General features: G+C 64.8%; 17 protein-coding genes. 9 read left to right on the forward strand and 8 right to left on the reverse strand.

The window, feature by feature from the left end; genetic code table 11:
* Nucleotides 1–279: 279 nt before the first annotated feature.
* On the forward strand, nucleotides 280–3,336 hold the full coding sequence (locus EWM63_RS17500; protein WP_165390849.1) for a ligand-binding sensor domain-containing diguanylate cyclase: 3,057 nt from the start codon (nucleotides 280–282) through the stop codon (nucleotides 3,334–3,336).
* A gap of 48 nt (nucleotides 3,337–3,384) precedes the next feature.
* Here the strand turns inward: EWM63_RS17500 and EWM63_RS17505 are convergent, their stop codons facing one another.
* A complete protein-coding gene (locus EWM63_RS17505; protein ID WP_165390850.1) occupies nucleotides 3,385–6,294 on the reverse strand; it encodes a PAS domain-containing hybrid sensor histidine kinase/response regulator in 2,910 nt (969 codons plus the stop codon).
* Between the two features lie 327 nt (nucleotides 6,295–6,621).
* On the opposite strand from EWM63_RS17505, the gene EWM63_RS17510 reads away from it, so the two are divergent.
* The gene (locus EWM63_RS17510; protein ID WP_130187683.1) at nucleotides 6,622–7,176 is read left to right on the forward strand and encodes a DUF1287 domain-containing protein; all 555 of its coding nucleotides are present in this window, start codon (nucleotides 6,622–6,624) and stop codon (nucleotides 7,174–7,176) included.
* A gap of 20 nt (nucleotides 7,177–7,196) precedes the next feature.
* Here the strand turns inward: EWM63_RS17510 and EWM63_RS17515 are convergent, their stop codons facing one another.
* The gene (locus EWM63_RS17515) at nucleotides 7,197–8,021 is read right to left on the reverse strand and encodes a helix-turn-helix domain-containing protein (RefSeq protein ID WP_130187684.1); all 825 of its coding nucleotides are present in this window, start codon (nucleotides 8,019–8,021) and stop codon (nucleotides 7,197–7,199) included.
* Between the two features lie 142 nt (nucleotides 8,022–8,163).
* Here EWM63_RS17515 and EWM63_RS17520 point away from each other — a divergent pair, with 142 nt between their 5' ends.
* Nucleotides 8,164–8,931 carry an isocitrate lyase/PEP mutase family protein gene (locus EWM63_RS17520; protein WP_130187685.1) on the forward strand — a complete coding sequence of 256 codons (768 nt, stop codon included), beginning with the start codon at nucleotides 8,164–8,166 and terminating at the stop codon, nucleotides 8,929–8,931.
* A 51-nt stretch (nucleotides 8,932–8,982) separates the two neighbouring features.
* On the opposite strand, the gene EWM63_RS17525 is transcribed toward EWM63_RS17520, so the two are convergent.
* Together EWM63_RS17525 and EWM63_RS17530 are read right to left on the reverse strand one after the other, a co-directional pair.
* Complete coding sequence (locus EWM63_RS17525; protein ID WP_130187686.1) at nucleotides 8,983–10,650, reverse strand: cation acetate symporter; 1,668 nt, start codon at nucleotides 10,648–10,650, stop codon at nucleotides 8,983–8,985.
* Nucleotides 10,647–11,006, reverse strand: a complete 360-nt coding sequence (locus tag EWM63_RS17530; RefSeq protein WP_130187687.1) for a DUF485 domain-containing protein — start codon at nucleotides 11,004–11,006, stop codon at nucleotides 10,647–10,649. The genes EWM63_RS17525 and EWM63_RS17530 overlap by 4 nt, the downstream gene beginning before the upstream one ends.
* A 230-nt stretch (nucleotides 11,007–11,236) precedes the next feature.
* On the opposite strand from EWM63_RS17530, the gene EWM63_RS17535 reads away from it, so the two are divergent.
* The 4 genes from EWM63_RS17535 to EWM63_RS17550 all read left to right on the forward strand — a co-directional run bounded on the left by EWM63_RS17535 (nucleotide 11,237) and on the right by EWM63_RS17550 (nucleotide 17,614).
* Entirely contained in the window at nucleotides 11,237–12,481 is a 1,245-nt protein-coding gene (locus EWM63_RS17535) for a TerD family protein (RefSeq protein ID WP_130187688.1), read from the forward strand.
* A 357-nt stretch (nucleotides 12,482–12,838) separates the two neighbouring features.
* Nucleotides 12,839–14,266 (forward strand): guanine deaminase, encoded by a 1,428-nt coding sequence (gene guaD, locus EWM63_RS17540; RefSeq protein WP_229487348.1) that lies wholly within the window; start codon nucleotides 12,839–12,841, stop codon nucleotides 14,264–14,266.
* A gap of 494 nt (nucleotides 14,267–14,760) precedes the next feature.
* Nucleotides 14,761–16,113: a uracil-xanthine permease family protein gene (locus EWM63_RS17545; protein WP_130187689.1), complete on the forward strand. Its 1,353-nt coding sequence runs from the start codon at nucleotides 14,761–14,763 to the stop codon at nucleotides 16,111–16,113.
* A 124-nt stretch (nucleotides 16,114–16,237) separates the two neighbouring features.
* Entirely contained in the window at nucleotides 16,238–17,614 is a 1,377-nt protein-coding gene (locus tag EWM63_RS17550) for an 8-oxoguanine deaminase (RefSeq protein ID WP_130187690.1), read from the forward strand.
* Between the two features lie 160 nt (nucleotides 17,615–17,774).
* Here the strand turns inward: EWM63_RS17550 and EWM63_RS17555 are convergent, their stop codons facing one another.
* Together EWM63_RS17555 and EWM63_RS17560 are read right to left on the reverse strand one after the other, a co-directional pair.
* Nucleotides 17,775–18,479, reverse strand: coding sequence for a GntR family transcriptional regulator (locus tag EWM63_RS17555; protein WP_130187691.1), 705 nt, complete (start codon nucleotides 18,477–18,479; stop codon nucleotides 17,775–17,777).
* 145 nt (nucleotides 18,480–18,624) lie between these two features.
* On the reverse strand, nucleotides 18,625–19,107 hold the full coding sequence (locus EWM63_RS17560; protein ID WP_130187692.1) for a DUF3016 domain-containing protein: 483 nt from the start codon (nucleotides 19,105–19,107) through the stop codon (nucleotides 18,625–18,627).
* Between the two features lie 238 nt (nucleotides 19,108–19,345).
* On the opposite strand from EWM63_RS17560, the gene EWM63_RS17565 reads away from it, so the two are divergent.
* The gene (locus EWM63_RS17565; protein WP_165390851.1) at nucleotides 19,346–20,260 is read left to right on the forward strand and encodes a LysR family transcriptional regulator; all 915 of its coding nucleotides are present in this window, start codon (nucleotides 19,346–19,348) and stop codon (nucleotides 20,258–20,260) included.
* A gap of 13 nt (nucleotides 20,261–20,273) precedes the next feature.
* Here the strand turns inward: EWM63_RS17565 and EWM63_RS17570 are convergent, their stop codons facing one another.
* Nucleotides 20,274–20,660, reverse strand: a complete 387-nt coding sequence (locus tag EWM63_RS17570; protein WP_130187694.1) for a c-type cytochrome — start codon at nucleotides 20,658–20,660, stop codon at nucleotides 20,274–20,276.
* Nucleotides 20,657–22,285 (reverse strand): NAD(P)/FAD-dependent oxidoreductase, encoded by a 1,629-nt coding sequence (locus EWM63_RS17575; RefSeq protein ID WP_130187695.1) that lies wholly within the window; start codon nucleotides 22,283–22,285, stop codon nucleotides 20,657–20,659. Before EWM63_RS17575 ends, EWM63_RS17570 begins: the two co-directional genes overlap by 4 nt.
* Nucleotides 22,286–22,514: 229 nt before the next feature.
* Here EWM63_RS17575 and EWM63_RS32410 point away from each other — a divergent pair, with 229 nt between their 5' ends.
* Nucleotides 22,515–23,159, forward strand: coding sequence for a PEP-CTERM sorting domain-containing protein (locus EWM63_RS32410; protein ID WP_229487961.1), 645 nt, complete (start codon nucleotides 22,515–22,517; stop codon nucleotides 23,157–23,159).
* Nucleotides 23,160–23,216 lie beyond the last annotated feature (57 nt).

The following is a 23,216-nucleotide window of genomic DNA, read 5'->3' on the forward strand; positions in this document are numbered from 1 at the left end:
TGTTCTCTCATCGATATCCCCCTGCCGCCATCCGGACGAAAACCGCCTGTCAACGGCGGTGCGTGGCGCTGTCATTTGGCAAGTCTGGCGTTAGACTCGCACATATCGATCGCTGCGCGCTTCAGCGCGCTGGCGGATGTTCGAGTGCCGGCCCATCGTCCCGTCCACTGTGAGGTGCAAGCACCACAAGCGGGCGATGGCATTCGCAACCAGCAGGCAATGTCGACACAAATAAGGTATATGATTCCAGGTGGAAATAAAATTACCGGTATGATGCGTTTGAGACGATACTTCAGCTGCCTGACCCTGCTTGCCCTGCTGGCACTGCCCTGGCTGCCCCGGACCGTCTACGCGGCAGCACCCGCGCCGTGGTCCACGCTGGCCCATACGTCGTTCATCCACCACAAGGCGCCATCGCTGGGTGTGGGCACCGCCCTGGCGCAGGACCGGCAGGGATTCATCTGGCTCGGCACGCAGACGGGCCTGATGCGCTGGGATGGCTTTCAGTTCCGACGCTACCAGGCAGCGCCGGGAAAATCCGGCTCGCTGCCGGACAGTTATATTCTCAGCCTGCACGTCGACAGTACCGGGCGCCTGTGGATCGGCACCAATAGCGGCGGCATTGCGCGCTACGATGCCGCGCAGGACAACTTCATCACCGTAGGTGTGGGGAAGGGCGGCCTGAGCCACGTCCAAGTGACCTCGATCGCCGAGGATGGCAAAGGCGGCATGTGGGTTGGCACCGGCGCGGGGCTGGAACGCATCGATGCGGCCGGCGTGGTGCATGACGCGCACAGTGGTGCTCCACAGCTCGACACCATGGCCTTGTCCAAGGGCGGCATCGAATCACTGCTGCGCGATCGCAGTGGAGCGCTGTGGATCGGCACGAAAAAAGGGTTGTGGCGGCGTAACGCGGATGACCAGCCGGCGGTGCCGGTGCACCTGCAGGTCGAAGGCCCCAGCCAGCCGACAGTCAGCAGGCTTTACCAGGACAGCGTTGGCAGGATCTGGATCGGCACGCGTGCCAACGGCGCTTTCATGCACAACGATGCACGCCAGGGCCCGGTCGGGCTGCGCGAGTCGCCGGCACCATCCACATTGCAGAACGAGCGCATTTTCTCCATCGTGGAGAAGACCGCCGGCGTGATGTGGCTGGGAACCGAAGGCGGTGGCATCGTCGAGGTCGACGTCGAGCGCGGGCGTACGCGCCGCATCAGGCACCTTGCGGAAATTGCCGACAGCCTGATCGATGATGACGTCAGTGCGTTGTTGCGCGACCACAGCGGGCAGATATTTGCCGCCACGATGGATGGCCTCAGCCAGCACGATCCGCGCACCAACGGCCTCATCACGATCCGTTCGCTGGGAAGCCCCGCAAAGCTCGACGTGCCGAGCGTGCTGGCCCGGCCGGATGGCAGCGTGTGGTTCGGCGTCATGACGGGAAAGATCGAGATCGTCGACCCGAACCTTGGTGTGATCGGGGAACTGGCGCCGGCGACCGGCACGCGCACCAGGGGGTTGCCGAAAAGCCGCATCCTGGCGATGGCCAACGGGCCCGGCGACACGGTATTCATCGCCACCCAGCACGGTGTGTTTCACGGCACGGCAGACGGTCGCGACATCCGGCGCATCGAAATAGCCGGGCGCCCCGGCGAAAGTCCGGCCTGGAGCCTGGCCTGGCACGACGGCGTGCTGTGGTTGGGCGGGCTGGACGGCGTATGGGGTGTGAAGATAACGCCGGACGGATCGACGCAAGTCATTCGCCATGAGGAACGTGCGCTGGGCGACTCCCGTGTCACGGCGATCCTGGCACTGGCCGATGGCAGCATCTGGACCGGTACCATGGCGGGCCTGGCCCGGCTGGACACCAGGACCAACGTGGTGGAGCGGGTGCCGCTCGATCGCGCCGATCAGCCGAACGCGCCGGGCCACTATGTATCGTCGATCATCCAGGACGCCAAAGGGCGCATCTGGGTTTCCACTTTCTCCTCCGGCATCGCCGTGCTGGAGCGCACGGATGCGCAGGGGCGGCGCTGGTTCCGCCGCTTCGGTACCGCTGATGGTCTTCCCGACAACGGCGTAAACGCCCTGGTGCAGGATGCCGCCGGCCGGATCTGGATCAGCACCGACAACGGCCTCGCGGGGATCGATGCGGAGACGTTCGCCATACGAAAACTCGGCATTGCGGATGGCCTGCAGGTCTCGGCGTACTGGACCGGCGCGGGAACGCGCACACCCGCCGGGGACGTCGTGTTCGGCGGCGTCTCCGGCGTGAGCGTGCTGCGGCCGGCGCACCTGAAGCGGCCCGGCTATCGGGCTGCCATGGCCATCACGCAAGTGTCGCTGGGCGGAAGGACCGTGACTTCGGTGCCGTCGAACGGCGGCGCCGGCATGCCGCTGCAGATCGCGCCGCACGAGCGCGAGCGCGGCATCGCGCTGGAGTTCTCCGCACTCGATTTCGCGCCGCCCGGCTACCGCCACTATGCCTACAGGCTCGATGGCTTCGACCGGGACTGGATCGAAACGGATGCGGTGCCACCCCGCGCAAGCTACACCAACCTGCCACCGGGGAAATACACGCTCGAACTGCGCGGCACGGCCGAAGGCGGTGGGGAGGCCCTGCTGCGCGTTCCTGTCGTCGCGCTGCCCGCCTGGTATCAGCAAGACTGGGTGCGTGTCCTGGGCGGCCTGGGTGTGCTGCTCCTGCTCGTGCTGCTGACGCAGGCCCGTACCTCGCTGCTGCGCCGGAAAAAACGCGAACTGGAAGCCATCATCGCCGGCCGTACGGCCGAGTTGCGGGCCACCCAGGCCCGGCTAGAGGAAATGGCCTATGGCGACACGCTGACGGGCCTGCCGAACCGGCGCCTGTTCAACGATACGCTGCGCCGCATGACCGCGCAGGCGGCACGGGGCGGCCAGCCGTTCGCCCTGCTGCTGGTCGACCTCGATCATTTCAAGTCGGTCAACGACACGCTGGGGCACGATGCCGGCGATGCGCTGCTCGTCACCGCCGCGGAGCGCCTCCGATCGGTCGTGCGGGAAGGCGACCTCGTTGCGCGCCTGGGTGGCGACGAGTTCGCGATCCTGCTGGCGCCGGGTTACGAACCCGGGGTCGTGCGCGATATCTGCGAGCGGATCGTGGCCGCCATGGCCACGCCGGTCATCCATGGCACGCACACCATACAGATCAGCGCAAGCGTTGGCGTGGCAGGCTATGCAAAGGAGCAGAACAGCGCGGAGCAGCTCTACAAATGCGCCGATATCGCGCTCTACCAATCCAAGGAAGCCGGGCGCAATACCTGGTCGTCCTATGCCACCCAGGAGTCCACGCGGTAGAACGATTCGCGTGAACCTGTCCCGTGCGGGTACCTGCCCGATCCCGATTCAGGCGCCCCGGCCCGCTCTCCCGCCCAGGCCGGACAGCAGGCCGGCAAGCTTCACGCTGTCGACCGGCTTGGCGAAATAATGGTCGAACCCGGCCTCCAGGGCGGCCGCGCGGTCCTGTTCCTGTCCGTATCCAGTCACCGCGATCAGGATCGATCGGGCGGTTTCAGGCTGGTGCCGAAGCCTGCGCGCCAGCTCGTGGCCATCCATGTCGGGCAAGCCGATGTCGAGCAGGCACACGTCCGGGCTGTCGGCCCGGGCGCGCTCGATCGCGCTTCGCGGGTGGTATTCGATGGCGACCTGGTGGCCCAGCTCTTCGATGAACATGCCCAGCATTTGCGCCGCGTCGGCATTGTCGTCGACCACCATCACCTTGAGCGTGGTGCCGGGCCCGGACGGCGCCATCCGGTGCTCGTCGTGCGGCGCGGTACCATCCGCATCGCGCCGGGGCAGGCAGACCACGAACCGGCTGCCCCGGCCCATGCCATCGCTGTGCACCGCGATGTGCCCGCCATGCAGCTCCACCAGGCGTTTCACGAGCGCGAGACCGATCCCCAGGCCGCCTTGCGAGCGGTCGGACATGCGGTCCGCCTGCGTGAACAGGTCGAAGATCGTTGCCTGGAGTTCCGGCGCAATGCCGATGCCGTTGTCGGAAACGGCAATCCGGACCTGGCCGCCGTCCACCGCCGTGCCGAGCACGATGTCGCCGCCTTCCGGCGTGTACTTCGCGGCATTGTTGAGGAGGTTGGCGATGACCTGCACGAGCCGTTTGATATCGCCGCTGACGAATGCCGTTTCCCGCGACATCCGGACGGCCAGCCGATGGCGGCGCGACTCGATCAGCGGGCGCACCTGTTCGATGGCATCGGACACGATCCTTGTCGCATCGACCAGCGTCTTGTCGAGCTGGACCAGGCCGCGCGTGACACGCGAGACATCCAGCAAATCGTCGACCAGGCCGGTCATGTGCCTGACCTGGCGCGTGATGATGCCGCTGGTTTTCCGGATCAGCGATCCGTCCGCCCGGCCCAGCGTGAGCAGGTCGGCCGCGGCGGCAATGGGGGCCAGCGGGTTGCGCAGTTCATGGGCCAGCATGGCCAGGAACTCGTCCTTGCGGCGGTCCGCCTGGCGCAGCGCGTCCTCGGCCCGGATGCGGTCGCTGATATCCATCTGCGCCACCACCGAACCGACGATCGTGCCCGAGGCATCCTTGACCGGTGCACCGGTAATCAGCACGGTCCTGCGCACCGGTGGAACGTCGAACGACTCGATGGCAATGATGTCGCGCGGGTTTTCCTCGCCGGCGAGAATGCGGGCGGTGGTCCATTCGCGCGGCTCCAGGCGCCGGCCATGCCGTTCCGAATGATCCGCCCACCAGCCTTTCCATACCGCGAACTCATCGATGCTCGTCGAACCGGGGTGACCGGTACCCCACAACTGCCTGTGCGCGGCGTTGGCCAGCAGGATCGCGCCATTCGTGTCGCTCAACACGATGCCCACGGGAGCGGCCTGCAGCAGCGCGTTCAGCTTCTGCCGCTCGGATTCCGCCTGTTGCGCGGCCTCGATCGCGGCCTGCTCGCTGCGGCGCAACGTTTCGGTCATGCGCTTTTGTCCGGTGATGTCCTGGAAGAGGACTGCTACCCTGGGGCCATCCTCCTCGTCGATACGCGACGCGAACACATCGAACCAGCGGTTCAGTGCCCGGGCCTCGTTCTCGAAGCGCACCGTTTCGCCGGTCGTTGCAACCCGGCCGTAGATCTCGAACCAGTGGGATTCCAGGCCGGGTGCCAGTTCGCGTATCGACTTGCCGACCGCATCGGTCATGCCGGTCTGGGTACGGAAACTCGGGTTGATTTCACAGAAGACGTAGTCATAAGGCCGCCCATCCCCGTCGAACAGCACCTCGATGATGCAGAATCCTTCGTCGATCGACTCGAACAGCGAGCGATAGCGTGTTTCGCTTTTCCTGAGGGCGGCCTCGGCAAGCTTGCGGTCGTCGACATCCGTGGAGGTGCCGAACCACAGGTCGATCTCGCCGGATTGCGGGTTCCGGAACGGCTCGGCGCGCACCAGGAACCAGCGGTATTGCCCCGACGCCGCGCGCAGCCGATGCTCGATGCTGAAGCTGTGCCCGCCGTGCCGCGCACGCGCCCATGCGTCCATGGTGAGCGCGTGATCATCCGGGTGCACGAACTGGCCGGCGACTTCCTCGGGTGTCATACTGTCGAGCGCAACGCCGGTATAAGTCGCCCACTGCTTGTTGAAATACACGCCCCGGCCGGCCGCATCGATGATCCACACGATCTGCGGGATGGAGTCGGCCATGGTACGAAAGCGCAGTTCGCTCGCGCGCAGTTTTTCTTCCGTCCGGCGTTGCGCTTCGGTCCGGGCCGCAACGCGTTGCTCGAGTTCGTCGTTGGCCTCGCGCAGGCGGCGATTCGCGATCTCGATCTCGAGCGCCTGGTCGTCGATGGTCGAGGCCATGCGGGCGCTGCGGTCCCTGGCCCTGGCAAACTCGGTCACATCCTCCACCCGGTGGATGATGTGGCTGACATTGCCCTGCGCATCGAATACGGGGGAGTTAACCGGGCTCCAGTGCCGTTCTTCGAAATACACACCATCCGGACCGGCAATCCGGATGTCGTATTTCTGGATGGCCATCGTATCGGCGCATTTGTTTTGCAGCACGCGCTGCAGCGAGGCCCGCAGGTTCTGCACGCCACTGGCCTCGGGGTCTCCGGGATTATCGGGAAACACGTCGAAGATATGCCGGCCGACGATATCGCCCGCACTCGTGCTGGTCGCCTGCAGATACGCCTGATTGACGGAGACGATCACGAACCCTGCATCGAGCACCAGGTACGGTGATGGGGTGGCGTCGAAGATGGCGCGAAAATCGGGCGCTTGCATTAGGGGCTTGGCTTCGTGAGCTCGTGGCGGGAGACAGTCGTTCGGGAACCGGAAAAAAACCGGCCAGCAGGGCATGGACATGCAGCGCACGTTCCCGTTGCCGTTCAGCGCGGCAGCGGTTCCATGGTTGCATTCTCGCATGGTGTTGTTCTGCCAGGCGGACGCCTGCATGAGCGGGCGGTGCGGTCCCGTGTCTGGTACGATCCTGCCTGAGCAATGCGGCGCGGCGCAGCACCGGTGTTGTCCAGGGTTTTCCCGCAGCCGCTGAACCATCCTCGAACGATGGCTCTATTGAAATCGTATCAACCGATATCCTGTGAAAACCCGATGCGGCACCTGATTTCCTTGCTGTTCGCGGCCACCGCCTCGTTGCAGGCCCAGGCCGGCCCCGCTGAAGACCTGGTCGCCGCGGCCCGCGCCCAGATCGGCGTCACCCTCAGCTACGACCCCGCCTACGAGCGCATCGCCTATCCGAACGGCGACGTGCCGCTCGCGCGCGGCGTCTGCACCGATGTGGTCATCCGCGCCTATCGCGCCATCGGCATCGACCTGCAACAGCGGGTCCACGAGCAGATGCGGGCCGAGAAAAAGCCCACCGACCGCAACATCGACCACCGCCGCGTGCCGAACCAGGCAGCGTTTTTCAGGCGCCATGGAACGTCGCTTCCGCCCACCCGGCAAGCTGCCGACTACCGCCCCGGCGATGTCGTCACGTGGCGGCTGCAAGGTGGCCTGAACCACATTGGCATCGTGGCCGACAAGATGTCACCCGCCGGCATCCCGCTTGTCATCCACAATATCGGCGATGGCACGCAGCTCGACGACATCCTGTTTGCCTATCCGGTAACCGGCCATTTCCGCTATCTGCCGACGGCAAAATAAAAACAAGAGCAGTTGGTCCGTCAAACCGATTCGGCCTGCAACTGCCGGCAAAATGCCGCCGTTGCTTCATCTGCCGGAAAGCACGACTCGATGAACACCTCGTCCAGCGTTACGTCGCGCGGCGTGCCGAAAGTCGTGATGGTGGAGAAGAACGCGAGCCTCGCGCCATGGTGCCTGAAGCACGTGGTGAGCACCGGCGCCGGGGCGGTGCCGAGCTCGCGATGGCGCCAATGCGCCGGCACGTTGGGATAGGCCAGCATGTCTTCGAGCAGGCCGGCCGCCTTGGTGTCGGCCCGCGATGCGGCCACTTCGTTGTGCAGATAACGCAGCAGGCTACCGGCGATCTCTTCCCAGTTCTCCACTGCACCGCGCAGGTCGGCGGGATCGAAGAACTGGTGCAGCATGTTGACGTGCTTGCTGTCGCGACCGTCGAGCAAATGGCGGTTGAGCCGCCTGGCGGCGTGGTTCTCCATCAGGATGTCCCAGTGGCGGTTGCACAGGTAGGCCGGGTAAGGCTCCTGCTGGGCAAGTATGGCGTCGACCGCATAACGCATCTGCGCAAGGCGGGGCGTATCCAGGCCGCTTTCGGGATACTTCGGTGCGAAACCGCCGGCAATGAACAGCGCATTGCGCTCCCGCAGCGGCACCGCCAGCGATTCCGCAAGCCGCACGATCATGTCCCGGCTCGGCTTCGACCTGCCGGTCTCGACATAGCTCAGGTGCCGTGCGGACACATCCGCCTGCAAGGCCAGGTCCAGCTGGCTCAGGCGCCTGACCTGGCGCCATTCCCTCAGCATCGCCCCCACGTCGGCACCGTTCGCATAAGTGATTGATCCGTTTTCCATCCCGCGATCTTAATCAATTGCCCAGCACCGCACCATAACCTGCGAGGTCATGGCGGTGCGCAATGGCGGGTAATTGATCGCTATCGAGCGCGGCGCGATGATTGGCGAACCGGCCAATACCCACCATGAAGGAGCTTCGCACATGAACCAGCAAAACGAATTTGCCCACCACTTCGCCTCACTGCATTGCAAGGGAGCGCCGCTGGTGTTGTACAACGCATGGGACGCCGGCAGTGCCAGGGCGATCGCCGCCGCCGGTGCGCAGGCCATCGGCACCAGCAGCTGGGCCGTGGCTGCGGCACACGGCTACGAGGATGGCGAGGCGATTCCGCTGCCACTGGTGGAGCAGGTCCTTGGCCGGATCGTCCGCTCCGTCGCGTTACCCGTCACGGTCGATATCGAAGGCGGCTACAGCGCTGACCCGCAAGTCTGCGCCGGCAACGTGTCGATACTGCTCGAGCACGGCGTGGTCGGCATCAATTTCGAAGACCGGGTGGTCGATGGTGCCGGCTTGTACGGGATCGATGCGCAGTGCGAACGCATTGCCGCGATTCGCGACCTCGCCTGCGCCCGTGGCATGGATTTGTTCATCAATGCGCGGACGGACCTGTTCTTCGACGAACAAACGTCACCGCAAGACGGGCTGGGCGAAGCCCGGAAGCGCGCAGCCGCCTACGCAAAAGCGGGCGCTTCCGGCTTCTTCGTTCCAGGGCTGGTCGACTTGCCGGTCATTGCCGACCTGGCGGCCACCATCACGCTGCCATTGAATGTGATGGCCACGTCTGGCATGGCAGACAGCCGCGCCCTTGCCGAAGCGGGTGTCGCACGCATCAGCCATGGACCTGCGCCTTACCTGCACGCGATGGAAGCCACGCGCGTGGCCGCACGGGCAGTGCTGGGCCGGGAATGAAAAACGGCCCGGGTGCTTGCACACCCGGGCCGTCCAATACAGCTCAAACCATCAGTGCGCGTGTGCTCCCGAAGCACCGATACCGGTTTCCGAACGCACTTCCTGTGCCTCGAAGCCGGCCTTGTCGATGGCGGCGCGCTTGCTCGAATCGGTGATCGAGAACAGCCAGATGCCCACGAAGCCGGCGGTCATCGAGAACAGGGCAGGGGACGTGTACGGGAAGATGGCTTCGGCGTTGTGGAACACGTCGACCCACACCGATTTCGACAGCACGGTCAGCGTGACGGCGGTGATCAGGCCGAGGAAGCCGCCGACGGTCGCGCCGCGGGTCGTGCACTTGCTCCACAGGACCGACATGAACAGCACCGGGAAGTTGGCCGAGGCGGCGATGGCGAAGGCCAGCGACACCATGAAGGCCACGTTCTGCTTCTCGAACACGATGCCCAGCAGCACGGCGATCACACCCAGCACGATCGTCGTGAACTTCGACACGCGCAGTTCGCTGCCCGGTGCCGGCTTGCCCTTCTTGAGCACGGTGGCGTACAGGTCGTGCGACACGGCCGAGGCGCCGGACAAGGTCAGGCCGGCCACCACGGCCAGGATGGTGGCGAAGGCCACGGCCGAGATGAAGCCGAGGAAGATGTCGCCACCCACGGCGTTCGCCAGGTGCACGGCGGCCATGTTGTTACCGCCCAGCAGTGCGCCGGCGGCATCCTTGAAGGCCGGGTTGGTGCCGACCAGCACGATCGCACCGAAGCCGATGATGAAGACCAGCACATAGAAGTAGCCGATCCACGTGGTGGCCCACAGCACCGACTTGCGCGCTTCCTTGGCGCTCGGCACGGTGAAGAAGCGCATCAGGATGTGCGGCAGGCCGGCGGTGCCGAACATCAGCGCCATGCCGAACGAGATGCCGGAGATCGGATCCTTGATGAAGCCGCCCGGGCCCATGATCGCATCGCCCTTGTCATGCACTTCGACGGCCTTGGCGAACAGCGCCGACGGGCTGAAGTCGTACAGGGCCAGCACGGCGAACGCCATGTAGCTGGTCGCGCCCAGCAGCATCACGGCCTTGATGATCTGCACCCACGTCGTGGCGGTCATGCCGCCGAACAGCACGTACACCATCATCAGCACGCCCACCAGCACCACGGCGATCCAGTAATCCAGGCCGAACAGCAGCTTGATCAGCTGGCCGGCACCGACCATCTGGGCGATCAGGTAGAACAGCACCACGACCAGCGTGCCGGATGCCGCGAACAGGCGCACCGGTTTCTGGGCGAAGCGGTAGGCGGCCACGTCGGCGAAGGTGAAACGGCCCAGGTTGCGCAGGCGCTCGGCCATCAGGAACGTGAGCACCGGCCAGCCGACCAGGAAGCCGATCGCGTAGATCAGGCCATCGAAGCCGCTGATGAACACGGCGGCGGAAATACCGAGGAACGACGCGGCGGACATGAAGTCGCCAGCGATCGCCAGGCCGTTCTGGAAGCCCGTGATGCCGCCACCGGCCGTGTAGAAGTCCGATGCCGAACGGGTGCGCTTGGCGGCCCACTTCGTGATGAACAGCGTCAGCAGCACGAAGGCCGCGAACATGCTGATCGCGGTCCAGTTGGTGGCCTGCTTGGTGGCTTCGCCCAGGTCGGGCGCGGCCAGCGCGGTGCCGGCCACGGCCAGCGATGCCAGCGTGGCGGCCGTGATGGTCAGGCGGCGGGCCATCATGCGCGCACCTCGGCGTGGGTGGCGTTGGCGGCGCCGGCCGGGCCCTGCTGGGCGGCGGCGTTGCGGTGGATGGCTTCGGTCAGCGTGTCGAATTCCCGGTTGGCGCGGCGCACATAGATGGCCGTGACCGCCACGGTGAACAGGATCACGAACAAGCCGAGCGGCACGCCGCGCGACATGACGCCGTCGCCGATCTTGGCCGCCATGAATTCCTTGTCGAAGGCGTTCAGGGCGGTAAAGCCGTAGTAGGCGATCATCACCATCCACGTCAGCATCCAGCCGTAGCGCGAACGTGTCTTCACCAGCTTCTGGTAGTTGGGGTCTTGCTTGACCCGTCGGACCATGTCTTGTTCCATTTTTGTCTCCAATTGTTTTAGTAAGCGCAGCTTATTCAGATAAGGCGGCTGTGGTTGATCCTAAGTACCCTTGCTTACCATATGCTTACGGCCGGGATAACCGTTGGTAACAGGCCTTCGTTACCGGCTTTACGCGAACGCGACCCGGCAAGCAGGGCCTTGCTGGCAGCCTGGCCACCGCATGCCTTAACATCACCGGTTCCAATGCCAACCAAACGGAACCGATACCCATGAAAACCATCATCCGCGGCCAGAAGGCCAAGTTGTCCGACCTCGGCCTTGGCGCCGCATTCCAGGTCACCGTCGACTTGCCGGGCAATGGCCTGTCGGTCGACCTGTCATGCTTCGGCCTCGACGCGGCCGGCAAGCTGGCCGATGACCGCTACATGATCTTCTTTAACCAGCTGGCCAGCCCGGAAGGGGCGATCCGCGTCAACCTGTCCGGCACCCGGGCGCAGTTCCAGCTGAACCTCGATGCGCTGCCGGCCTCCATCGACAAGCTGGTGTTCACCGGTGCCATCGACGGCAACGGCACCATGCGCGGCATCGGCAGCGGCGCCTTGACGTTGGGCGACGCGGCAACGTTCGCGCTGTCCGGCGCCGACTTCCAGGAAGAAAAGGCCGTCATGCTGGGCGAGCTGTATCGCAAGGAGGGCCTGTGGCGCTTCGGCGCCGTGGGGCAGGGCTTCAATGGCGGCCTGTCGGCGCTGCTGGCGCACTTTGGTGGCACCGAAGCCGCGGCCACGGGGGCAACGTCTGCACCTGCGCCGGCACCTGCTCCAGCACCAGCACCGGCACCGGCAGCCCCCAAGGTCTCGCTGTCGAAAGTCACGCTGGAAAAGCGCGGCGACAAGGTATCGCTGGCCAAGGGCGCATCGCGGCGCGGCTTCGGGCGCATCCGCGTCAACCTGAACTGGAACCGCAACCCGTCCGGCGCGCAGCCGCAGCAACAGAAGGGCGGCTTGTTCGGCATGTTCGGCGGCAGCAAAGCATCGAACGGCATCGACCTGGACCTGGGCTGCCTGTATGAACTGGCCGACGGCACACCGGGCGGCGTGCAGGCGCTGGGCGATTCGTGGGGCAGCTTCGACAGCCGCCCGTTCATCAAGCTCGACAGCGACGACCGCACCGGCACGCGCACCGATGGCGAAAACATCTTCATCAACGGCGACCAGTTCGACCAGGTGCGGCGCATCCTCGTCTTCACGTTCATCTACCAGGGCGTGCCGAACTGGGCGGCCACCGATGCCGTCGTCACCATCGAGGTACCGGACAATGCGCCGGTCGAAGTCCGCCTCGACCATGGCGGTGCCGGCGGCATGTGCGCCATCGCGTCCATCGAAAACCACAACGGCCAGCTCCAGGTCACCAAGCTCGTGGACTACATCGTTTCCGACGGCAAGATGAGCAACCACGAGGCAATGGATCGCAAGTATGGCTTCGGCCTGCGCTGGGCGCGCGGGTCGAAGGACTGACGCATCGCGGGCGTCAATCGCCGCACTTTCTCCAGTGTCGACAGGTGGGAGCACACATAAATATGATATGGCATTGCATATAAGATAACCATCGTCTGCCGGTACATTGTGTCTCCGCAACTGCCGGATTCTTAACACTCTTCCTTGCGCTGCGTACCGGCCACCAGGCTGGTTCAACAACAGTACAGACACTGCTACCACGTTGATCGAACTCCATGGCTCCCACAAGGAGCCGTGCGGGGACGCCTGCGCGCAATCGGTGAAGCGCGTTAGCGAAACGGCCCGGAGGGCATCTACTCAATACAACTAAAAGGCGCTACCCAAGCGCTGTATCCCATCTCAACATTGGAGACTACATTGAGCAAAGCACGTCTGTCATGCCTGTCCGCCGCGATCGCCGCCATTTTCATGGCCGCGCTCCCTGCGCACGCCTACCAGCAACAACAACAAGACCAGCAAGACCAGCAGCAACAGAGCAGCACCGTCGCGTATCGCGCTTCCGTGCTGCACTTCACCGGCGATCCCTCCGCCACGCAGCAATCCCACGAGTACTACGAGGATGGCGTGCTGCTGGTGGGCGCCGACGGCAAGGTAAAGGCTGCCGGCCCGGCTGCCACCATCCTCGCGAACAACCCGTACGTGCCGGTCGTCGACCTGCGTGGCCGCCTGATCGTGCCGGGCTTCATCGACAGCCACGTGCACTACCCGCAAACGGAAATGATCGGTTCGTTCGGCGAGCAGTTGCTGGAATGGCTGAACACCTACACGTTCCCGACCGAAAGCCAGTTCGGCAACAAGACGTATGCACTTGGCGTGGCCAAAGTCTTCGTCAACGAACTCGTGAAGAACGGCACCACCACCGCGCTGGTGATGGCCACCGTGCATCCGGAATCGGTCGATGCGCTGTTCGAGGAAGCGGCCAAGCGCAATATGCGCATCATCGCCGGCAAGGTCATGATGGACCGGAACGCGCCCGATAACCTGCTCGACACGCCGGCAACGTCGTATGCCGATTCGAAAACGCTGATCAACCGCTGGCACAAGCGCGGTCGCGCGCTGTATGCGGTCACGCCGCGCTTCGCGCCGACATCGACGCCCGAACAGCTGACGATGGCCGGCAAGCTGCTGCAGGAATACCCGGACGTGTACATGCACACGCACATGTCCGAGAACAAGAGCGAGATCGCCTGGGTGCAGGAACTGTTCCCGGCGTCGAACGGCTACCTGGACGTGTACAACAGCTTCGGCCTGTCGCGCAAACGTTCCGTCTATGCCCATGGCGTGCACCTGCGCGAGGATGAACTGGCGTCGCTGGCGCACACCGGTTCGGCCATCGCGTTCTGCCCGACCTCGAACCTGTTCCTGGGCAGCGGTCTGTTCGACCTGCAGGCCGCTGAAAGGCATGGCGTGAAGGTGGGCATGGGGACCGACGTGGGCGCCGGCACCAGCTTCTCGGCGCTGCGCACGATGGGCGAAGCCTACAAGGTGATCCAGCTGCACAAGGCCTTCGCGGACGACCCGTCCACGAAGAAACCGCTGACGGCCCTGAAGTCGTTCTACCTGTCCACGCTGGGCGCGGCCCGGGCGCTGGATCTCGATGACAAGATCGGCAGCTTCAAGGTCGGCAACGAGGCCGACTTCGTCGTGCTGAATCCGAACGCGACCGAACTGCTGAAGTTCCGCTCGGCGCGTGCCACCACGCTGGAAGAAAAGCTGTTCGTGCTGCAAACGCTGGGTGACGACCGCACGGTGGAACGCACCTACATCATGGGCAAGCGCCAGTAAAAGGGCCCGGCGCGGGGGGCACGGCGCGCAAGCCTCACAAAGGCGTGCGTGCCGCCTCTCCGCGCCGCCGCGCGTGGCCCCCAGCCATAGTGGCCATCCTGCGTGCCCCTGCACCGGCGGTGAAGTCAGTACCATGCTTTCACCAGGTCAATGGAGAGAGTGCGAAGCGCGCCACGCCACATCCATTCCGCGTAAAATTGTATACAAAATATGTTGACAACTTTTTCGCGACTCGGCACCATGGCTTCCCATTAAGAGCTGCCAAAGAGCAGTGCCAAGGCATCCTTGGAGTGGCCGTCCAGGCAGTGCAAATCCGATAAGCTCGGCTTGCCCCGCCGCTGCAGCAGGTGCCTGAACCCGGGCACCGGCATGAAGCAGACGTTTCATCCCCACGGGATCAACCTCGAACTACCAGCAGGCGAGACGATCTGCGTGACGAGAATGCCTGAAGCACCCGGAACTAGTAGTTCACATACAACATCTTGGAGACACAGATGAACAACCTGCTCTATCAAGTGGACGACCGTCCACCGCTGCCTACCACCATCCTGCTGGCCGCCCAGCACATGCTTGCCGCACTGGGCGGCATCATCGCCGTGCCCCTGGTCATCGGCGCCGTCCTGAAACTGCCGGCCGACCAGATCGTCGCGCTCGTCAATGCCGCGCTGCTGGGTTCCGGCATCGTCACCATGATCCAGTGCAAGGGCGTCGGCCCGATCGGCATCCGCCTGCCCTGCGTGATGGGCACCAGCTTTGCCTTCGTCGGCGCCGCCATCACCATCGGCTTCGAGCACGGAGTGCCCGGCATCCTCGGTTCGTCGCTGGCCGGCTCGGCGATCATGATCGTCGGCAGCTTCTTCATGCCGCAGATCCGCAAGCTGTTCCCGCATACCGTCACCGCCGTCGTCGTCACGATGATCGGCCTGTCGCTGGTACCGGTCGCGATCGACTGGGCTGCCGGCGGCAAGGGTTCCCCGAACTATGCCGACCCGATCAACCTGGGCATTGCGCTGTTCGTGCTGGTCACCGTGATCGGCCTGGTGCAGTTCGGCAAGGGCATCATCTCGGCAGCCGCCGTCGTGATCGGCATGGCCATCGGCTATCTCGTCTGCCTCGCATTCGGCCTGGTCGATTTCAGCTCGGTTTCCAAGGCCACCACGTTCGCGCTGCCGCAACCGCTGCAATACGGCATGACCTTCCCGCTCAGCGGCATCCTCGCCATGGGCCTGGCCTACATTGTCACGATCGTGGAAACCACCGGCACCTTCATGGCGCTGGGCACGGCCACCAACACGAAAGTGCGCGGCAAGCACCTGTGCCGCGGCGTGCTGTGCGATGGCGTCGGCTCGGCCTTCGTTTCCGTACTGGGCAGCCCGGCGGTGTCCACCTTCGCGCAGAACGTGGGCGTGATCTCGCTGACCGGCGTGGCCAGCCGCCACGTGGTGGCGCTGACCGGCGCGTTCCTGCTGCTGGCAGGCCTGTTCCCGGTGCTGGGCGCCGTCGTGGTCACCATTCCCCAGCCTGTGCTGGGCGGTGCCGGCCTGATGATGTTCGCCATGATCCTGGCTGCCGGCGTGCAGATGCTGGCCGGCGTGGAGCACAACAAGCGCAACGGCCTGATCATCGCCGTATCGCTGGGCTGCGGCCTGGCCGTCAGCGCCCGTCCGGAACTGCTGGCGAAAATGCCGGCCATCATCAAGGAAATCTTCGGTTCCGGGATCAGCACCGGCGCCATCGTGGCAATGGCCCTGAACCTGATCCTGCCAGGCCGCGAGAACGAAGTGCATGAAGACGAAGAAGAAGAGGCGCCGCAGCCCCTGCTGGTAAAAAACGTCGAGGCGGCGTAAGCTAGCCGCCACCACTCAGCCCGCGCGGCACCAATCGGTACCGCGCGGTATTTTTTTGCGACATTGTTTCCGCAGTGCCTAAGCATTGTTTCCGCAGTGTCATCATCTTTACGGAGAAAATGACATGACAAGAACCCTGCTGATCAAGAACGCCCGCGTCGTGGTGACGATGGACGACGAACGGCGCGAAATCGACAATGGCGCCATCTTCGTGCGCGGCAACGTCATCGAAGCCGTCGGCCCCAGCGCCGACCTGCCGCAGGCGGCGGACGAGGTGATCGACGCCACCGGCCAGGTCGTCATGCCCGGCCTCGTCAATACCCACCACCACATGTACCAGAGCCTGACGCGCGTGATTCCCGCCGCGCAGAACGGCGAGCTGTTCAACTGGCTGACGAACCTGTACCCGATCTGGGCCAATCTCACCGGCGAGATGGTGCACGTGTCCACGCTGACGGCGATGTCGGAACTGATCCTGTCCGGCTGCACCACCAGCAGCGACCACCTGTACATCTACCCGAACGATTGCCGGCTGGAAGACAGCATCGAGGCCGCGCAGAAAATCGGCATGCGCTTCCACGCCGCGCGCGGCGCGATGAGCGTGGGCCAGTCGAAGGGCGGCCTGCCGCCGGACGCGGTGGTGGAAGACGAAGCGGCGATCCTGAAGGATACCCGGAGGCTGATCGAAACCTTCCATGACGCGGACCGCCATGCGATGCAGCGCATCGTGGTGGCGCCGTGTTCGCCGTTCTCCGTGTCCCGCGACCTGATGAAGGAAGCGGCCGGCCTGGCGCGCAGCTATGGCGTGTCGCTGCACACGCACCTGGCGGAAAACGCCAACGACATTGCCTACAGCCGCGAAAAATTCAATATGACGCCCGCGCAATATGCCGAGGATTGCGGCTGGGTCGGCCACGACGTGTGGCATGCGCACTGCGTGCAGCTCGACGACGACGGTATCTATATGTTCGGCCGCACCGGCACGGGCATCGCGCACTGCCCGTGCTCGAACATGCGCCTTGCTTCCGGCATCGCGCCGATCCGCAAGATGATCGATGCCGGGGTGCCGGTCGGCCTGGGCGTCGACGGCTGCGCGTCGAACGATGCCGGCCACATGCTGGGCGAGGCGCGCCAGGCGATGCTGCTGCAGCGCGTGGGCTTCGGCCCGGATGCGATGACGGCGCGCCAGGCACTGGAAATCGCCACGCTGGGTGGCGCGAAGGTGCTGAACCGCGACGACATCGGCGCGCTGAAACCGGGCATGTCGGCCGACATCGTCACGTTCAGGCTCGACCAGATCGGCTTCGCCGGCGCGCTGCACGATCCGGTCGCGGCACTGGTGTTCTGCACGCCGTCGAACGTCACCCACAGCATCATCAACGGCAAGGTGGTGGTGCGCGACGGCCAGCTGCAAACGGTCGACCTGCCGGTGGTGATCGAACGGCACAATGCGCTGGCCAGCCAGCTGGCACTGGCGACGGGTACCCGCAAGGTGGCTTGAGGAGTTACGGGCAAAAGCAGCGTCAGGCGCTAATGCGTCTAGTTAGCGCTCGGCCGGCATGTCGGTTCAGCATGCGAACACCCCAAAGCAAAGGCTGGGGTCAGACCCGGCGGGTCTGACCCCGGATTCTGCACTTTGGGGCATGCCTGAATGCGCCGGCTTACTTCAACAACGCCGAAACCAGGTCCTTCTCATGATTGGTACCGCTATCGAAACGCAGCGCCGCTTCCACGTGGGTCAAGTGCGAAAGCATGACCTGGGCCGCCAGGTCGGCGTCGCCGGAGCGGGCCGCGGCGAGGAAGTCGGCGTGCTCGTTGGCCGAACAGGCCGCGTCCCGGTCGGACTGGTACAGCATCGTGATCAGCGAACTGCGCGCCACGAGTTCGTGCAGCATCTCGCGCACCACCTCGTTGCCCACCACGTCGGCCAGTACCACGTGGAAGTCGCCCAGCAGGCGCGAACGCACCTTGTGGTCGCCTTCGAGCGAGCGGCGCTCCGCTTCGAGGTGCTGTTCCAGGATGTCATAGTCCGCCGCCGTGGCCTTGGCCACGAACTCGCGGGCCAGGGCGCCCTCGATGATGCGCCGCGCGGCAAAGATGTCGCGCGACTCCTTTTCGCTGGGCTGGCTGACGAACGCGCCCTTGTCCGGCACGATCTGGATCAGCTTGTCCTTGGACAGGATCAGGAGGGCGGCACGGATCTTAGTGCGGCTGACATGGTAGAGGCGCGACAGTGCTTCCTCGCGCAACTTGGTGCCAGGGGGGAGCTTGCGCGCCGCGATGGCTGAGGCGATATCGTCGGCAATGTCGTTCGAGCTCGCGCCGCTGCTCTGCTTTTCTTCTGTGGCTGCGATGGACTCTGGCATGGAAATCGGACAATGAATGATTCGCCATGATACATCCATGTGGATATATTGGCTATCGCACAAGCCCGCTGGTCAGGCTCTGCCGGATCTGCTTGGTCGGCGCGCCGGCCGCTCGCGTGCAAAAAACCGCCGAGCCCGACGCCGCTCAGCGCTTCCTACCCAGCAATTCCTTGCGGAACCAGTCTTCCAGCATCTGCTTTTCGTGGCTGTACTGCTCGTTGTCCCAGCGGTTCGTGCCCATCAGGTAATTCGGGTCCGCCAGCTTTGGCTCGCCGCTCTTGATGACCTTGCCATTCTGCTCGATGGTATAGCGGAAATGCATGCGGGGCCAGTCGGCACGGCCTTTCAATACCCGCACGTCCTGCACCGCCACGCGGGGGAACTGGTCACCCGCCAGGTCGATGTCCAGGAATTCCACGTTCAGCTGCTGGCCTTCCGGCAGCTTTTCGGCCAGCCGCTGCAGATGTTCGCGGAAATGGATTTCCATCGATTCCCGGTCGCTGGAGAAACGCGGCACGTCGGTCATCTTGTCGGTGTCCACATAGCTTACTTTCGCGCCGGCGCTGGCCGCGCCCGAGGCGGCAAGCAGCAGCACGGCAATGCCCGTGAGGCGAATCAGCTTCTTCATTGTACGAGTCCTTTCATGTCATAAGCCGAATATACGCCTGTTGGGCGGCCGCCTCGATCGCTGGCAAGTACCGGATGTAACACGATGTGACAGCACGGTACCGGTGCCCGCGCACCAGCCTGACATGCCGGCCGCACCGCTTTGACGCGGTCGGGAGCGGCCACCGGCGAAATGGTCTGCAAACTCGTTGGCACGAAAATCGCATAACGATATGCGGTATGGGTCTTCAGGGATGAGCATGACACTGCAGCAACTACGCGATTTCGTGGCTGTCATCGAACACGGCGGCTTCCGGGCGGCGGCGCGCGCGCTGCTGGTCTCCCAGGCCGCGCTCACGAAGAGCGTGCTGAAGCTCGAGGCCGTGCACGGCGTCGAACTGGTGCTGCGCATGCAGTCCGGCGTGGCGCTGACCGAGCCGGGCCGCCAGCTGCTCAGCTATGCGCGGGCGATCCTGCACGACGTGGATGAAGCGATGGCCATGCTGCACGCAAGGCAGCAGGCCGAACGCCTGACGGTCGTGGTGGGCGCCAGCATCGACCCGGCACTGACGCTGGTGCCGCGCGTGGCCGAGGATTTCCGGCGCCGCAACCGGCAGGCCAACGTGCATATCCAGTATGGCGCGCCCGGCAGCCTGGTCGACATGTTGCGGGAAGGCCGGCTGGACGTCGTCGTGTCCGAACTGCCCGGCGGGCTGAACACAGGCAGCCTGTGCGTTGAACCGATCTACCGGGAAGCGCTGTTCATCGCCAGCCGTGCCGGCGCGCCGGTCGTGCTGGACGGTGCCACGCTGGCCGGGCGGCCTTGGCTGGTGCTGGGCGAAACCAACCATGCACGGCAGCCGCAGGATGCGCTGCGCGACGTGTTCGCGCGCTGGGGCTGGCCGATGCCGGCCACCGTGTATTCGTCCAGTTCGCTGATCGCGGCGATCGACGAAGTGTCCGGCACCGACACGTTGTGCCTGCTGCCCGAGCGCATCTTCAGCCATCCGGTCGCGGCGCGGCGCATCCGCAAGACATCGGTCGACGGGCAACCGGTGGCCGAGCGGGAAGTCGCCATCATCACCAAGGGTTCGCGCCACGCCCATGCCGGCGTGGCCGAATTCGTGTCGATGACGAAGTCGCTGGCGCGCATCCGCGACCTGGCATTCGCCTGAGCGCGCCGGGCCTTCATGGCTGGCGCAGCTTGCGCACGTCGCCGGCGGTCACGGCGGGCGCGTCCGCCTTGTCGAACGACTGGCGCACATAGGTCACGACGGCAGCGATCTGCTCGTCGCTCATCATGCCGGCAAAGGCCGGCATGCCCCGGTAGCCGTTGGCCACGCGGTGGACGATGTACTCCGGGCTTTGCACGAGCGGGTTGCCGGCCAGTCTCGGATAGAAGCCGGCGCCGCGCGCGCCTTCGCCGTTCGCCATGTGGCAGCCCTGGCAGCTGGCCGCATACAGCGCCTTGCCGTCCTTTTGCGCGAAGACATAGCCGCTCGACATCTGCGGCACGTCGGCCGCGCCGGCCAACGCCGGTGCCACAAGGGCAGCGATCGCTATCCATGGTTTCATGCCGCGCCTCCCGCCTGCGTGGTGGCCCTGATCTTCGCGTGCAGGCGCGTGATCGCATCGTGCGCCGACAGCACGGCGCCTTCCTGCCAGCCACCGATGAACGATGCGTGCTCGCCGGCCAGCACGAGCCGGTTGTCGATCGCGCACAGGTTGTCGTAGTGCTGCGCGCGCGCCTGCTCCGTCCACATGCCCATGCAGCCGTTAATCCACGGCACCCGATGCCAGCCGACGGTGACGCCGTTGTCGAATTCCTTTTCATACTGTTCATGGACCTGGCCGCCCTGGCGCACCACCTCGCGGAGCCGGTCTTCGGGGTTCATCGCGGAAAACTCGAACGCGTTCGGGCCGAACATGTAGGCGCCCAGCACGACGGCCGGCCCCTTGGCGTTGAAGTTCGCGGCGGGATAGCAGATCCGGTTGATCGGCTGGTCCGTATACGAGATGCCGCCGTAGATGCCTTCATCCTGCTCCCAGAAGCGGCGCCTGAATTGCAGGCCAGCCTTGAACGCGGCGGCATACGGCACCGCGCCGATCGCGGCCAGCAGCGCCGGCCCGGCCGTGACGTCGACCTGGCTCAGGATCGACAGCGGAATCGTGCACACGCACCAGTCGGCCTTGACCTGGCGGATACCCTGGCCCGGAGCGCGCGCATCGTCCACGGTCACGGTCACGCCGCGCGTATCCTGGTCGATCTTCGTCACTCGGGCATGGAACTGCACGTGCTGCTTCACCTGCCGGTAGAGCGCCAGGGCAATCTGGTCCATGCCGTGCTTCGGCTGGAAAATGCTGGTCTGGAATTCGTAGTTGTGCGCCGTGGCCAGGCTTTCCCACAGGCCCGAACGGATCAGTTCCGCGCGGTCGCCCGGCGTCGAATACTGCGCGCGCGCCATCAGGCCGCCACCGGGTGGCACGTCGAAGCCGCGCCGTTCGCTCGAGCGCAAGCCTTTCGCATACAGCAGGTCCTTGTCCAGGCCGCCGAACGATGCCAGCGATTCCAGCAGCTTTTCCTTTTCCTCGCCGGTGATGTCGCCATCGAGCCGGCCGGCGTTCGTCGCCTTGGCCAGCAGTTCGGCTACGTGGCCGTTGTAGTCGGCCTGTACGGTGCGATAGCGCTGCGGCTTGCCGCCAAACGCGGTGGTGCTGTGCAGGTAAGCGTTGTAGTTGACCTGGATGAACGGCTCCAGTGGCACGTTAAGCCGGCGCGCGTAGTCGAGCATGCCGTGATGGTGGTAGGGCAGGCGCCATGGCCCCGGATTCACGTACTCGCCCTTGGCGAAGCGGCATGTTTGTTCGGCGCCGCCCAGCTCCGTGTAGCGGTCGCCGCCGCGGATCGACCAGCTGCGTCCACCGGCACGGCCGTTGTACTCGAGCACCGTGACGCGGTAGCCGGCATTGCGCAGCTCGTAGGCAGCCGACAGGCCGGCCATGCCGGCACCCAGCACCAGCACATGGGTGCCTCCCATGCCATTGGGCGCGCCATCGAGCCGCAGCGGCCCGTTGAACGTGGATGGCTGCGCAAGGCCCAGCGATGTCATGCCGTGGTACATCGCGGCGCCGCCGAGTGTCTTGCCCAGCATCGCCAGCATGTGCCGCCGGGTCACGGGCCTTCCTGGAATGTGCTGCATCGTGCTCCTTCCGATCGTGAACTCAACGGCTTCATCCTCCGGCACGGGCGCCGCCGCGTCGATCGTTCGGCGGTGTTTGCGATTCCCTTTTGGAATCACCTGCTCCCCTGATGGGGGAGTGTGGAATGGTCGTGGTAGCGCTACAGTGCTGACAGGTCCCATGCTTCAGCGCTGAACCAGCCATGCACCGACATTTTCCTCACCCACCCACAAGGATCTCATCGTGCGTATGCCGCTCTCCCACAAGGCCGTTGCTGTTGCTTCACTGATCCTCGCCACTTCCGCAAACGCGGGCATCACCGCCTATACCAGCCAGGCGGAATACCTGGCCGCCGTCGGCACGACCGGCGTCGACACGTTCGACGATTTGCAGTTGTGGAATTACCCGACCCCCGCGCCGCGCCAGGCCGGGGAATTCGCCTACACCGTCACGGCCGGTGCCGCCGCGCCGGAATACTGGGGCGCCACCGACGATGGCGAAGACTGGTGGATGTCCACCGGCTACTCGCACAACCCGCTCACCTTCGACGGCTTTGGCCCGGACATCGCGGGCGCCGGCGGCTTCTTCTTCGGCTCCTGGTACAACGGCACGTCGATGTCGATCGACGCGATCGAGTTGACCGTGACCGACAGCACGGGCGCCACGCTGACGTGGACAATCGACTCGCCGGACGTGAATTCGTTCGTCGGCTTCGTCTCCGACACGCACCTGACGTCGCTGACCGTGTGGAAAGACAATATCCCCGACTCGTTCGTGACCGTGAACGACCTGCACCTGTCGGTGGCCGCGGTTCCCGAACCAGCCACCTATGGCATGCTGCTGGGCGGCCTGGGTTTGCTGGGCCTGGCGGCCCGCTCCCGGCGCAGCGCGTGATGCTTTTTTTCTAAGGAAGAAAACTATCCCTTAGAATACGGCCTCCCGCAACTTCCC

The organism is Pseudoduganella lutea, from assembly GCF_004209755.1.
Classification (GTDB): Bacteria; Pseudomonadota; Gammaproteobacteria; order Burkholderiales; family Burkholderiaceae_D; genus Rugamonas; species Rugamonas lutea.